The sequence below is a fragment of the Rhodococcus sp. NPDC055112 genome, from assembly GCF_053607505.1.
Genome location: NZ_JBSGTR010000019.1, coordinates 63,566 through 77,229 on the forward strand (window position 1 = coordinate 63,566; position 13,664 = coordinate 77,229).

Consider the following 13,664-nt stretch of genomic DNA (forward strand, 5'->3'; position numbering starts at 1 on the left):
TCCTGATCTGCGGTCTCCTTTCGCCATGACCGCCGCCACCCTGCTCAGCTTCGCGGGCGTCTGCCTGCTGCTCGCGCTCCTGCCGGGACCCGACTCGTTCCTGGTGCTCCGCTACAGCATCGGCGGCACCCGCCCTGGCGTCGCGGCCGCCGTCGGGGTGTCCATCGGCAGCCTGTTCTGGGCGGTGGTGGTGGCCCTCGGCGTCGCGGCGCTGCTCGAGCAGTCCGCGTCCGCCTACCGGGTCGTCAAGATCGCGGGCGGGCTGTACCTGCTCTACCTCGGGGTCCGCGCCCTGCTCCGGCGGCGGGCGGCAGCACCCGCATCGACTGGACCGGTCGCGGCCCCGACCGGATCCGCGTTCGGCGCCGGGGTGCTGTCGTGCGCCCTGAACCCGAAGATGGGCCTGTTCTACCTCGCCGTCGTCCCGCAGTTCCTCGACCAGGTGACCTTCGGCTCGGCGATGACCCTCGGCGCGGTCGAGGCCGTCGTGGCGCTTGTGGTGATGGGCGCGTTCGCGGTCGCCGCGTCGCGCCTGGTCGCGCTGCTGCGCAGGCCAAAGGTCACCGAGCGGCTGGAGGCCGTCAGCGCAGGCATCCTCGCCGCCCTCGGCGTCGGCACCCTCGCCTCGGCCGGCGGTTCCTGACCGAGGCAGACCCGCCTCGTCACGACCGCCGGGGCGTTGCCATCGGGGCGAGTCCGAGATCGGCGAGCGCGGCGGCGGCGCCTGCCGCATGGTCGCCGCCGGCCAGCACCCTGGTCCGCGCCGCCTGGTAGCGGCAACCTGCGGCGTCGAACGCATCCGCGGCGGCGAGCAGCCGCCCCCGGTCCTCAACCAGCAGCGCTCCGGCCCGCTCCACGATGGCACCGGCGACGGGGTTCCCCGCCACGATGGTCCTGGCCTCGGCCAGGCGGTCGGCGGCATCGGGGTTGCCTGCGAGCACGGCGGCCTCGGCGCGCAGCGCCACGTACCAGTGCAGCCAGACCCACGTGACCCATCTCCACACCTCGCCGGGCTCATGCGCCATCCGTTCCAGCGCCCCGCCCGCATCTCCGTTGTGCAGCAACAGCATCGAGTCGTAGACCGCCCGGTAGCCGTAGGCATGTTCCGCCGGGATGTCGAGCTGATCCATGACCGCGGCCCATTCGCGCCGCGCATCGTGGTCGTCGCGGAGGCCGTGAATCATCCCCACCCCGGCCACCGCCGCACCGAGAACCGACCCGGTGGGTCTGCCGGACCGCTGCCACGCCTCGTGGAACCGGGCGCTGCGGGCCAGCACCTCGTCGACATTGCCCGCCAACGCGTCGGCCACGAGCAGCTGGCTCGTCGCACGATGGCCGACCTCGGCCAGCATCGGGTGATCCGCGAGTTGCCGCGCCCACCGGCGAGCACCGGGCAGGTCGCCCACGCCCAGTCCGGCCTCGGTGGCCTCACCGAGCGCTTCGATCAGCTCGTGGGTGCCGGTCGGGGTGGGCGGCGCGGACGCGAGCAGCGTGATCCGGCGCCTGGCCGTGGCCGCGGCGGCGAACGGGTCACCGGCCCAGCTCTGGGCGCCGGTGAGCGTGTCGAGCGCGGCGGACTCGGCGAGCGGGTCGCCCGTGCGGTGAGCGAGTTCGACCGCCTTTTCGGCGCGGGCGATCGTCTCGGGTACGGCATCGTCGGATGAGCCCTCGGCGGCACCGAACGCCTCGGTGAGGCCCCTCCCGGCCTCGGCAAGCGCCACCGCTGCCTTCGCTGCCGGGTCATCGCCCGCCAGCTCCCGCGCCTCGGCGATGAGCGCGATCGCCTCCGCCTGCGGCAGGGTCCGAGCGAACTTGCTCGCAAACCGGTAGGCGTTCGTGGCGGCGGTCGCGAGGTCGGCGGCGGCGCCTGCGGTGTCCCCGGCTCGCTGCGCCGCGTCCGCGGCCGCCCGGTTCAGGCGGTACATGTCGTCACCACGCATCCGGCATCCGGCCACCGCCGCGGCCTGCCGGAACATCGATGCGGCGGCCGAGTCGTCCGCGAACGCGGCCGCCTGCTCGTACCGCTGCTGGGACTCGCCGATCAGGTGACGGGTGAAGGTCAGCTCCGCCAGCTGCCGGGCGAGGCCGTACGCCTCCGCGCGTCGGTCCGGGTGGTCGGCCACCCACGCCAGGGCGGCGCGGAGGTCGTCGGCCACCGCGTCGAATCGTGCCCGCCAGTCCGGCCGGACCACCGAGAGGTCGGCCGCCTCGGCCAGACACCAGCGAAGGTGCAGGGAGCGGACGTCGTCGCGCTCACCGGCCTCGACGAGCCGCTCCGTCCCGTACTGGCGGATGGTTTCCAGCGCCCGGTACTCGGTCCCGGTCGGGGACGCGATCACCACCAGCAGGCTCTGCTCGGCGAGCCGGGCCAGCCCATCCGCGACAACGCCCTTCTCGGATGCGGTCACCTCCGCCGCCGCCGCGACGGTGAACGACTTCATGAACACCGACATCCGGCGCAGCAGCACTCGATCGTCCGGCTCCAGCAGGGCGTGGCTCCAATCCAGCGCCGCGCGCACCGAGCGATGCCGGTCGTCCGTCCTGGCACCGCCCGCGAGCATCCGGAGCTGGTCGGACAGTCCGTCGGTGAGTCCGTCCAGCCCGAGGGTCGTCCAGCGGGCCGCGGCGAGCTCGATCGCCAGCGCCATCCCGTCCAGTCCCCCACAGAATGCGGCAACCTGTTCCCGCAGAGCATGATTCGGCGGCCAGCCACCCGCCGCCGCGCGATCCATGAACAACGCGACCGCGTCCGATCCGCCGTCACCGGCCAACGACATCGGCGGGACCGTGTACGCGCGTTCGAACGGCACCATCAGCCGAGCCCGGCTGGTCGCCAGCACCGTCACCCGTGGGCACGCCGCGAGCAGCCGTTCGATGAACAGTGCCACCCCGTCCCGCACGTGTTCGCAGTTGTCCAGCACCAGCAAGGCATGACGGTCGGCCAGCGCGGCCAGCACCGATTCGTCCATGCCTCGGCCGGGCTGCTCGCCGAGTCCGAGTGCGAGGCCGACCGTACCGGCGACCACGCAGATGTCCGGGCTGCTGATCGGTACCAGGTCGACGAACCACACCCCGTCGGAGTACTCCTCGGCCAACTCGGCGGCGACCGTCAACGCGAGCCGGGTCTTGCCGATTCCGCCGGGGCCGACCGCGGTCACCTGCCGATCGTTCTTGATCATCTCGATCAGCTCGGCCCGTTCCTGCTTCCTGCCGATGAACGAGGTCAGCGGTGCGGGCAGGACCGGTGCGGCGTGCGACCGGTCGTCGCGCGGCGGCTCGGACGCGTGCTGGGCGAGCGCCCGCCGATCCGGGACCTCGAGCTTGCGCAGGAGCGAGGAGACATGACTCTCCACCGTGCGGACCGAGATGAACAGTCGCGCGCCGATCTCGGCGTTGCTGAGATGCTCCCCCACCAGCGTGAGCACCTCGGCTTCCCGAGCGGAGATGTCCACCGTCGCCGTCATGGGCCTCATTTTGCAGTATCCCCCTCGTACTCAGGGCCTTCGGACGGTCTCCGTGTCGGGACACGGACGATCCGTGCCCCGATCAGTGGACGGTTCCGTGGTCGCCACGGATGTGGAGCGGCCCCGCCGGGAGCGATGGTGTTCATACATCCGATCCACCCCAACTTCAGGAGTGACCATGACCAGCTCTGCCACCCAGGGAATCAAGACCGTGCTGCATCCCGTGTCCGACCTGGCGACCGCCAAGACGATCTACGCCGCGCTGCTCGGCGTGGAGCCGCAGACCGACTCGCCCTATTACGTCGGCTTCGAGGCCGAGGGCCAGCACATCGGGCTGGTGCCGGGCGGCGGACCGCAGGGCATGACCGCGCCGGTGGCCTACTGGCACGTGCCGGACATCGAGGCGAAGCTGGCCGAGATGACCGCCGCGGGCGCCACCGTGAAGGAGCCCGCGAACGAGGTCGGCGGCGGCCGCCTGGTGGCCACCGTGACCGACGCCGACGGCAACGTCCTCGGACTGATCCAGGACCGGTGAGTCCCGCCCCCACTGCCCTGCTCGGAGCCATCGTCGCTCGTCTACCCAAGGAGTCCCCATGAACTCGACCAACAGGTTTCGGCAGATCCACCGCTGGACGGCCATCGTCTTCACGGTCACCGTCATCGTCGCCACGGTCGCGGTGTCCATGAAGGCCGCCATCTGGTTTTCCTACCTACCGCTGCTCCCGCTCGCCGTGCTGCTCGCCAGCGGCCTCTACCTGTTCGTGCTGCCGTACACCCGGCGCAGCGCACGGCGGGCCGTCCTCGTGCAGTGACCACGGGTTCCTGCTCGCCCGTATCAGGATCATCCTCACCAACACCCACACGAAGGAGACAGACCGATGGCTGCTCAGAAGGACAAGTCCGCAGTGGGATTCACCGACGAAGAACGTGCCGCGATGAAAGAGCACGCCCAGGAGCTGAAGACGGCCGCCCGCCGCGGATCCCGCAATGCCAAGGCGGACGGGGAGAAGGACGTGCTCGAGAAGATCGCCGGGATGGCGGAATCCGATCGCATCATGGCCGAACGGATCCACGCCATCGTCACGGCCAGCGCACCGGACCTCGCACCGAAGACCTGGTACGGCATGCCCGCGTACGCCAAGACAGGCAAGATCGTGTGCTTCTTCCAGAGCGCCGAGAAGTTCAAGGCGCGGTACGCGACGCTCGGCTTCAACGACACCGCGAACCTCGACGACGGCACCATGTGGCCGACCGCCTTCGCCCTGACCACGCTGACCGACGCCGACGAGAAGAGGATCGGCGAGCTCGTGAAGAAGGCTGCGGGCTGAGGACCGCCCGAGGCGGCCCCGCGTTCCGTTGCGCGGGGCCGGTTTGCGCGCTGTACTGGCAGCGGCACCGACGGAAGGAACCGGCATGGCACGCGTCGTCATCATCGGCGGTCACGGCAAGATCGCCCTGCACCTCTCGAGGATTCTCACCGGCCGGGGCGATGACGTCACCGCCCTGATCCGCAATCCCGCGCATGCCCCCGACGTCGAGGCGACCGGCGCCGCCGCCGTCGTCGCCGATGTCGAGAGCCTCGGCACGGACCGGATCGCCGAGCTGATCCGCGGGCACGACGCCGTGGTGTGGTCGGCCGGCGCGGGCGGCGGTGACCCCGACCGCACCTACGCCGTCGACCGGGATGCGGCGATCCGCTCGATGGACGCCGCCGCCCGCGCACGCGTCGACCGGTACGTGATGGTGTCCTACTTCGGGGCTCGGGCCGATCACGGCGTCCCGCGGGACAGTTCGTTCTTCCCCTACGCGGAGGCCAAGGCCGCGGCCGACGACCATCTCCGCGACACCGACCTGTCCTGGACGATCCTCGGTCCCAGCACGCTCACCCTCGACGCGGGCACCGGCGGGATCGAAGTGGGACCGGGCCTCGAGTCGGGCACGGTGCCCCGCGAGGATGTCGCGCGGGTGGCGGCGGCGGTGTTGGTCAGGCCGGCGACCATCGGTCGGTTCATCGGCTTCAACACGGGCGGCACCCCGATCGACGACGCGCTCGACTCGCTCGCCCGAGGATGACCACGCTGTCCGACCCGACGGGTCAGTGCCCATCCGCGGGGGTGGCCCGGACCTCCTCGAGCCGTCGCCGCAGGAACCGCTCGGTCGTCTCGTTGCCAGCCGACTCCAACGCCGCGAGGTAGGCGTCCTCGGCCTCGGCGGTCCGGCCCATCCGGCGCAGCAGGTCGGCCCGGGCCGGGCCCCGCAACCGGGCCAGACGCGGATCGTCGGGAACCGCCTCCAGCGCCTCCAGCCCCCGCTCGGGCCCGTCCCGAAAACCCACCGCCACGGCGCGGTTCACCGCCACCACCGGCGAACCGGTCAGCTCGAGCAACCGCTCGTAGGCCGCAACGATCACCGTCCACTCGGTCGCATCCCAGCTCGGTGCGCCCGCGTGCGCGGCCGCGATCACCGCCTGCGGGAAGTACTGGCCCGTGGAATGCCTGGCCTGGGCCAGGGACCGCATCCCCTCCTCGATCCGGCCGTGATCCCACCGCGAGCGGTCCTGCTCCTCGAGCGGCCGGGCCGTGCCGTCGGCGGCGATCCGCTCTCCCCTGCGGCTGTCCTGCAACAGCATCAGGGCGAGCAGCGCCAACGCCTCCGGCTCGTCGGGCATCAGCTCACACAGCAATCGCCCCAGCCGGATCGCCTCCTCACACAGCTCGTCACGGATCGCCGAGCTCCCCGAGGTCGCCGAGTACCCCTCCGTGAAGACGAGGTAGATGCACGCGAGTACCTGCGGAACGCGTTCAGGGAGAAGGTGTTCCGGCGGCAGCCGGAACGGGATGGCGGCCGTCCGGATCTTGCTCTTCGCGCGGGTCAGCCGTTGCGACACCGTCGGCTCGGGCTGCAGGAACGCCCGCGCGATCTCCGCCACCGTCAGGCCGCAGACCAGGCGAAGCGTCAACGCGACCTGAGCCTGGGGGGCCAGCGCGGGGTGTGCACACGTGAAGATGAGGCGTAGCTGATCGTCCCGCACCGGCCACACCTCCTCCTCCGTCGGCGGGAACAGCCGCGTGGCGTCGAGCTCCTTGTTGCCCCGCAACGACTCCCGGCGCAGCCGGTCCAGCGCGCGGTTGCGGGCGACAGTGGTGATCCAGGCCCCCGGGTTCGCGGGCATCCCCGTCTCCGGCCAGCTCCTGATCGCCTCGGCGAATGCCTCCTGCACGGCGTCCTCCGCCAGCGAGAGGTCACCGACCAACCGCGCCACCGTCGCGATGGCGCGGCCGGATTCGGCCCTGAACACCTGATCGACGTGCACTCACTCGTCCACGATCTGGCGCAGCTCGATGCAGCCCTTGGGACCGAGCGGGATGCGCGCCGCCATGGCCGTCGCCGCCTCGCGGTCCGCGGCCTCGAGCAGATAGACGCCGTTGGCGATCTCGGCGGCCTCGGTGAACGGTCCGTCGGTCAGCAGCAGCTCGTCATCGCGAACGCGGACCGTCGTCGCCGACGACGGCGGATACAGCGCGCCGCCGCCCCGCAGCGCCGGACCCGCGAACTCCCCGAACAGGCCGTGCGCCCGGATACTCTCGTCCCACTCCGCCGACCCCGGCGTGTTCGCCGCACCCGCCGGCTCGCGCAGCACCGCCAGATAGCACCCGGCGTGCTCGTCCTCCAGCCGCCAGAAGACCATCGGCCACAGCTCGACGAATCCCTCCGCGGCGTCCGGAATCTGCCGGGCCAGCTCCAGCGCCGCGTCCAGATCGTCGGCCTCGAGCACATAGAACCCGCCGACCACCTCGGAGAACTCGGCGAACGGCCCGTCGGTGACGAGCGCGCTGCCGTTCTCGTGCCGGATCGTCACCGACTCCGCGGTCGGGTACAGCGCGCCGCCCCCGACGAGCGCGGTGCCTGCGGACTCCCAGAACCTCTCGTGCCGGGCCACCGCATCCCCGAACTCCGGGGTCCCCGGGGTCGAAGCCGCGCCGTTCTCCTCGCCCGCCAACAGTGCCAGGTAGTACATGGTCGTCATCCTTCCAGTCGGGTGTGGGCCGGGAGGCCCCTCTACCCAGACGACGAAGGCGCCACCCCGAATACGACACCACGGCGGAAGAAATTTTCGGGCGTAGTCTTCTCGCATGTCTCAGCGGCAGTTTTCGTCGCCCGCGCGGGCTCCGATCCCCCTCTACTGCGCGCCGCATTCGTCTGTGAGTTCACCAGCTAGCAAACTTGTCATGAGATAACGACTCGACAGCCAGCCGACTCAGACAGGAAATCCGGGTGCCACTGCAGTCCCAACCGGTAACGGACCGATCCCAGGTGATCCCGACCGAGTACCTTCGGTCGTCACTGGCTCCCGCGCCGCGCACCCTGATCGACATCGTCATCGCGACCGCCGAGGCCAACCCCGAGGCGCTCGCCATCGACGACGGCACCACCACCCTGACCTACCTCGAACTGCTCGAGGAGATGTACCGGGGCGCGCAGCAGCTCGGTGAGGCCGGGGTCGGCGCGGGCGACCGCGTCGGCATCCGGATGCCGTCCGGCTCGTACTCGCTGTACGTGGCGATCCTGTCGGTGCTCGCCGCGGGCTGCGCCTACGTGCCGGTGGACGCGGACGACCCAGACGAGCGGGCGGAGCTGGTGTTCGGCGAGGCCCAGGTCGCCGCGATCATCACCGGCGACTCCATCGAGCCCGGCACCGCCCCCGAGCGCGAGGACCCGCCCGCACCGCGGGTCCCCACCGTCGCCGACGACGCGTGGATCATCTTCACCTCGGGATCCACCGGGACCCCCAAGGGCGTCGCGGTCAGCAACAGGAACGCGGCGGCGTTCGTCGACGCCGAGGCCCGGATGTTCCTGCAGCAGGCTCCGATCGGGCCTGGCGACCGGGTGCTCGCCGGGCTGTCGGTCGCCTTCGACGCCTCCTGCGAGGAGATGTGGCTGGCCTGGCGGCACGGCGCCACCCTGGTGCCCGCGCCCCGCGCGCTGGTCCGCAGCGGCATGGACCTGGGCCCGTGGCTGGTCTCGCGCGATGTCAGCGTCGTCTCCACCGTGCCGACGCTGGCCGCGCTGTGGCCCGCCGAGGCGCTCGAGGCGGTGCGGCTGCTCATCTTCGGCGGCGAGGCCTGCCCGCCGGAGCTGGCCGAACGGCTCGCGGTCGACGGACGCGAGGTGTGGAACACCTACGGCCCGACCGAGGCCACGGTCGTCGCGTGCGGCGCGCTGATGGACGGCACCGGCCCGGTCCGCATCGGGCTGCCGCTGGACGGCTGGGACCTGGCCGTGGTCGACGGCGAGGGCAACCCGGTCACGGTCGGCGAGGTCGGCGAGCTGGTGATCGGCGGGGTCGGCCTTGCCCGCTATCTCGACGCGGCGAAGGACGCGGAGAAGTACGCGCCGATGCCCTCGCTCGGCTGGGACCGCGCCTACCGCAGCGGCGACCTGGTCCGCCTCGAGCTCGAGGGGCTGCTGTTCCAGGGTCGCGCCGACGACCAGGTCAAGCTCGGGGGTCGACGCATCGAGCTCGGCGAGGTGGACAACGCGCTGCAGAACCTGCCCGGGGTGAGCGGGGCGGCGGCCGCCGTCCGCAAGACGGCCGCCGGGAACTCGATCCTGGTCGGCTACCTGGCCAGCACCGACCCCGACTTCGATGTCGCCGCGGCCCGCGAGCTGCTCGCCGAACGCCTGCCCGCGGCTCTGGTGCCGAGGCTGGCCCTGCTCGACGAGCTGCCGACCCGCACCTCCGGCAAGGTGGACCGCGCGGCACTGCCGTGGCCGTTGCCTGGCACGGGCAGCGGGGACGACGCCGCGGGCGCCGGACTCGAGGGCACCGCGGCCTGGGTCGCCGGGTTGTGGGCGTCGATCCTCGGCGCGCAGATCACCGGCCCCGACGACGACTTCTTCGCCAGCGGCGGCGGCTCGCTGGCCGCCGCCCAGGTGGTGACCGCGCTGCGGGAGCGCTTCCCCGAGGTCACCGTCGCGCAGGTGTACGACCATCCGCGGCTCGGCTCGCTGGCCGGATTCCTCGACGAGTTCGCCCCGAGCGCGACGGCGGAGCCCCGGATCGTCGAGCCGACCCCACGGTCGACCCAGCTCGCGCAGATCCTGCTCACCATCCCGCTGACCACCCTGACCGGGCTGCAGTGGGTGACCTGGCTGGCGATCGTCAACAACGTCTTCGCCCTGTTCGCCGACGTGCCGTGGGCGCCGACCGTGTCCTGGTGGGTGCTGCTGGCCGCGTTCGTCGCCTTCATCACCCCGCTCGGCCGGATGGCGATCTCCGTCGCCGGGTGCCGGCTGCTGCTGCGCGGGCTCACCCCTGGCACCTACCGGCGCGGCGGCAGCGAACACGTGCGGCTGTGGGTCGCGCACCGGCTCACCGAGGCCAGCGGCGCGGCCAACCTGTCCGGCGCCCCGTGGATGATCTACTACGCGCGGGCCCTCGGGGCGACCGTCGGCCGCGACGTCGACCTGCACACGCTGCCGCCGGTGACCGGGATGCTCGCGCTCGGCGACGGCTGCTCGGTGGAGCCGGAGGTCGACCTGACCGGCCACTGGATCGACGGCGACGTGGTGCACATCGGGGAGATCCGGATCGGCGCGGGCGCGGCCATCGGGGCCCGCTCCACGCTGCTGCCCGGCGCCCGCGTCGGCAAGAACGCCGAGGTCGCGCCCGGCTCGGCGGTGACAGGACGGGTCAAGGCCGGTCAGAGCTGGGCCGGCTCCCCCGCCGTCAAGGTCGGCAAGGCCACCCACCCGTGGCCGACCGAGCGCCCGCCGATGGCGACCCACTGGGTGCCGGTGTTCGGGCTCACCTCCGTCGTCATCGCCGGCATGCCCATCTTCGCGCTCGCGGCCGGGATCGCGCTGATCGGCTGGGGTGTCCGCGCCACCCCCGACCTCGGCTCCGCGGCGGTCCTTGCGCTCGCCTGGCTGCCTGCCGCCACGATCCTGACGCTCGCCGTGTTCGCGGCGCTGACACTGATCGCGGTCCGCGCGCTCGGCATCGGCCTGCGCGAGGGCTACCACCCGGTGCGCAGCCGCGTCGGCTGGCAGGTCTGGGCGACCGAGCGGCTGATGGACTCGGCACGGACCCTGCTGTTCCCGCTGTACGCCAGCCTGCTCACCCCGGTGTGGATGCGGCTGCTCGGCGCGAACATCGGCAAGAACACCGAGATCTCCACGGCGCTGGTGCTACCGAAGTTCACCACGGTCGCGGACGGCGCGTTCCTCGCCGACGACACCATGGTCGCCTCCTACGAACTCGGCGGCGGCTGGCTGCACATCAAGGAGGCCAAGGTCGGCAAGCGTGCCTTCCTCGGCAACTCCGGGATGGCCGGGCCGGGCAGGCGGGTTCCGAAGAACGGTCTCGTCGCGGTGCTGTCCGCGGCGCCGAGCAAGGCCAAGTCCGGCTCGTCGTGGCTGGGCAGCCCGCCTGTCCGGCTGCGCCGGTCCGTGGGCGACACCGACTCCTCCAGGACGTTCGAACCGCCGCTGCGGCTGAAGATCGCCAGGGCCGTGGTGGAGACGTGCCGGCTGATCCCGGTCATGGTCACCTTCGGTATCGGCCTCGGCGTGCTGTTCGCGCTGCAGGCGATGGCGGGCGCGATCGGCTTCTGGTTCGCCGCCCTGTTCAGTGGGATCGTGCTGCTGGTCGCGGGCGCGGTGGCGGGTACCGCCTCGATCGTGGCGAAGTGGCTCGTCGTCGGGCGGATCCGGAAGGTGGAGCACCCGCTGTGGAGCTCCTTCGTGTGGCGCAACGAGGTGTCGGACGCGTTCGTCGAGACCGTCGCCGCGCCCTGGTTCGCGCGCGCCGCCACCGGCACCGCCGTGCTCGCCGTCTACCTTCGAGGCATGGGTGCGACGATCGGCCGCGGCGTCTGGTGCGAATCCTATTGGCTCCCAGAGGCAGACCTGGTGACCCTCGGCGACGGCGCGACCGTCGAGCGGGGTTGCGTCGTGCAAACCCACCTGTTCCATGATCGGATCATGTCCATGGACACCGTCACCCTCGGCAACGGAGCAACCCTGGGACCGCACTGCGTCGCGCTGCCCGCGGCGGGCATCGGCGACGGCGCCACGGTCGGGCCCGCGTCGCTCGTGATGCGCGGCGACACGGTGCCGCCGAACACCCGCTGGCAGGGCAACCCGATCACCCCGTGGGCGTGACGATGGTGAAACCGGGGAAGTTTTACGAGGAGCCGATCGATTCGTACCTGCCGCACGTCGGCAACCACGGCTATCGGGTGTCGCGTTATGAGCTGGACCTGACCTACAAGGTGCACGGGAACCGGCTGTCCGGCAAGGCCTCGATCACCGCCGTCACCACGGAGATCCGGGCGAAGTTCGCATTCGACCTGTCGCAGAGCCTGTCGGTGTCCAAGGTGACGGTCAACGGCGCCCGGCCCGCGAAGTACACCCACCAGCAGGGGAAGCTGACGATCACCCCTTCGCATGCGATCCCGGCGGGCGGCGCACTGTCGGTCACCGTGCAGTACGCGGGCACCCCGAAACCGATCCGCAGCCTGTGGGGCGAGGTGGGCTGGGAGGAGCTGACCGAGGGCGCGCTGGTGGCCAGCCAGCCGAACGGCGCCGCGTCCTGGTTTCCCTGCGACGACCACCCCGGCTCCAAGGCCAGCTACCGGATCTCGATCACCACGGACTCGCCGTACTACGCGCTGGCGAACGGCGCGCTGGTGCGCAAGCAGGTCCGGGCCAGCCACACCACCTGGGTGTACGAGCAGACCGAGCCGATGGCCAGCTACCTGGCCACCATCCAGATCGGGCCGTACGAGCGCAGGCACGTCGACAACGGTGCCGTGCCCATGCACGCGGTGCTGCCGCAGCGGTTGCGGACGGCGTTCGAGCACGACTTCGGCAGGCAGCCGCAGATGATGGAGACCTTCGTCCGGCTGTTCGGGCCCTACCCGTTCGCGGACTACACCGTCGTCGTCACCGACGACGAACTGGAGATTCCCATTGAGGCGCAGGGCATCTCGGTGTTCGGCGCGAACCACTGCGACGGCAGGCGCAGCGCGGAACGGCTGGTCGCGCACGAGCTGGCGCACCAGTGGTTCGGCAACAGCCTGACGCTGGGGTCGTGGCGCGACATCTGGTTGCACGAGGGCTTCGCCTGTTACGCGGAATGGCTGTGGTCGGAGAACTCCGGCGGGCCGTCGGCACAGGAGATCGCCACCCAGTCGCACCGCAACCTCACCGGGCTGCCGTACGACGTGCTGCTCGGCGACCCGGGGCCCGAGCTGATGTTCGACGACCGGGTCTACAAGCGCGGTGCCCTCACCCTGCACGCGCTGCGGACCGCGCTCGGCGACGAGGCCTTCTTCGACCTGCTCCGGCAGTGGACGGCGAAGCACAGCCACGGCACCGTCACCACCGAGGAATTCACCGACCTGGCGGCGCACTACACCGATAGGTCGCTCCGCCCGCTGTGGGACGCATGGCTGTTCCAGAAGGCGATGCCGTAGGCCGGAGGGTGGTGACGGGTTTCCCTCCTGTGGTGGATAGCGGCGGTAGGTGCTGACACGCGACTCTTGTCATGTCAGCAAAACCACCACCCAGCAAGGAGATTCACATGTCGAACACCATCAAGCGCATCGCCGTCGCCGTCGCCCTCTCGGCCGCAGCCCTCGGCGCGGGCGCAGGAGTGTCCTCGGCCGCGGTCTTCGACCAGTCGTTCAACGCAGGCGTCGGCGGCATCCAGCTGCTGAGCCCAGGAGCCAACAACTCGACGAACGTCGGCAGCAACCCTCTGTGCGTCCTGGTTCAGAACTGCTGAGTTCGCCTCCCACCCGGACCCGCAGCGAGGATGCCGGCCCCACGCCCGCCGGCATCCTCGCACCCCCGACCAGCCCGAAAGGCACCGACATGTCCACCAGAACCATGAACCGCGTCGCCGCCGCGCTGGCGACCGCCGCATTCACCCTCACGGCGGGTGCAGGCATCGCCTCGGCACAGCTCCCCAGCGACAGCTTCAACGCGAGGGCAGGCGAGACCGCCGTCGGCCCGCTGTCCACGCCCGGCGTTGGCGCCAATCTGACGGGTGTCGACATCGGCGGCCTCCACGTTCCCGTCCCCCTGCCGGGCTAGGTGTACTGCCCAGGGACGTTAGTCAAACGGCTGAAGGGAACGTTCCTGCCGATGGCGGAGTGTTGCCGATGGTGATTGTAGGTGTGCAGCCACCCC

At 71.3% G+C, this 13,664-nt stretch carries 12 protein-coding genes; 9 read left to right on the forward strand and 3 right to left on the reverse strand.

Features of this window, described 5'->3' with window-relative positions; translation table 11 throughout:
* Positions 1 to 25 precede the first annotated feature (25 nt).
* Positions 26 to 643 (forward strand): LysE family translocator, encoded by a 618-nt coding sequence (locus tag ACWFRB_RS11885; protein WP_452641183.1) that lies wholly within the window; start codon positions 26 to 28, stop codon positions 641 to 643.
* A gap of 19 nt (positions 644 to 662) precedes the next feature.
* Here the strand turns inward: ACWFRB_RS11885 and ACWFRB_RS11890 are convergent, their stop codons facing one another.
* Entirely contained in the window at positions 663 to 3,464 is a 2,802-nt protein-coding gene (locus ACWFRB_RS11890; RefSeq protein ID WP_452641185.1) for an ATP-binding protein, read from the reverse strand.
* A gap of 178 nt (positions 3,465 to 3,642) precedes the next feature.
* Between ACWFRB_RS11890 and ACWFRB_RS11895 the strand changes: the two genes are divergently transcribed.
* The 4 genes from ACWFRB_RS11895 to ACWFRB_RS11910 all read left to right on the forward strand — a co-directional run bounded on the left by ACWFRB_RS11895 (position 3,643) and on the right by ACWFRB_RS11910 (position 5,537).
* A complete protein-coding gene (locus tag ACWFRB_RS11895; RefSeq protein WP_452641187.1) occupies positions 3,643 to 3,999 on the forward strand; it encodes a VOC family protein in 357 nt (118 codons plus the stop codon).
* Positions 4,000 to 4,057: 58 nt separating this feature from the next.
* On the forward strand, positions 4,058 to 4,276 hold the full coding sequence (locus ACWFRB_RS11900; protein WP_452641189.1) for a hypothetical protein: 219 nt from the start codon (positions 4,058 to 4,060) through the stop codon (positions 4,274 to 4,276).
* A 66-nt stretch (positions 4,277 to 4,342) separates the two neighbouring features.
* Positions 4,343 to 4,792, forward strand: coding sequence for an iron chaperone (locus tag ACWFRB_RS11905; protein WP_452641190.1), 450 nt, complete (start codon positions 4,343 to 4,345; stop codon positions 4,790 to 4,792).
* An 85-nt stretch (positions 4,793 to 4,877) separates the two neighbouring features.
* The gene (locus ACWFRB_RS11910; RefSeq protein WP_452641192.1) at positions 4,878 to 5,537 is read left to right on the forward strand and encodes an SDR family oxidoreductase; all 660 of its coding nucleotides are present in this window, start codon (positions 4,878 to 4,880) and stop codon (positions 5,535 to 5,537) included.
* Positions 5,538 to 5,559: 22 nt separating this feature from the next.
* Here the strand turns inward: ACWFRB_RS11910 and ACWFRB_RS11915 are convergent, their stop codons facing one another.
* Together ACWFRB_RS11915 and ACWFRB_RS11920 are read right to left on the reverse strand one after the other, a co-directional pair.
* Positions 5,560 to 6,777 carry an RNA polymerase sigma factor gene (locus ACWFRB_RS11915; RefSeq protein ID WP_452641194.1) on the reverse strand — a complete coding sequence of 406 codons (1,218 nt, stop codon included), beginning with the start codon at positions 6,775 to 6,777 and terminating at the stop codon, positions 5,560 to 5,562.
* A complete protein-coding gene (locus tag ACWFRB_RS11920) occupies positions 6,778 to 7,482 on the reverse strand; it encodes a YciI family protein (RefSeq protein ID WP_452641210.1) in 705 nt (234 codons plus the stop codon).
* Between the two features lie 257 nt (positions 7,483 to 7,739).
* Between ACWFRB_RS11920 and ACWFRB_RS11925 the strand changes: the two genes are divergently transcribed.
* From ACWFRB_RS11925 to ACWFRB_RS11940, 4 genes are all read left to right on the forward strand, one after another.
* Complete coding sequence (locus tag ACWFRB_RS11925) at positions 7,740 to 11,630, forward strand: Pls/PosA family non-ribosomal peptide synthetase (RefSeq protein ID WP_452641196.1); 3,891 nt, start codon at positions 7,740 to 7,742, stop codon at positions 11,628 to 11,630.
* Positions 11,631 to 11,632: 2 nt separating this feature from the next.
* Positions 11,633 to 12,946, forward strand: coding sequence for a M1 family metallopeptidase (locus ACWFRB_RS11930; RefSeq protein WP_452641212.1), 1,314 nt, complete (start codon positions 11,633 to 11,635; stop codon positions 12,944 to 12,946).
* Between the two features lie 107 nt (positions 12,947 to 13,053).
* On the forward strand, positions 13,054 to 13,257 hold the full coding sequence (locus ACWFRB_RS11935; protein WP_452641197.1) for a hypothetical protein: 204 nt from the start codon (positions 13,054 to 13,056) through the stop codon (positions 13,255 to 13,257).
* Positions 13,258 to 13,346: 89 nt separating this feature from the next.
* On the forward strand, positions 13,347 to 13,568 hold the full coding sequence (locus ACWFRB_RS11940; RefSeq protein WP_452641199.1) for a hypothetical protein: 222 nt from the start codon (positions 13,347 to 13,349) through the stop codon (positions 13,566 to 13,568).
* The last annotated feature ends 96 nt before the right edge of the window (positions 13,569 to 13,664 follow it).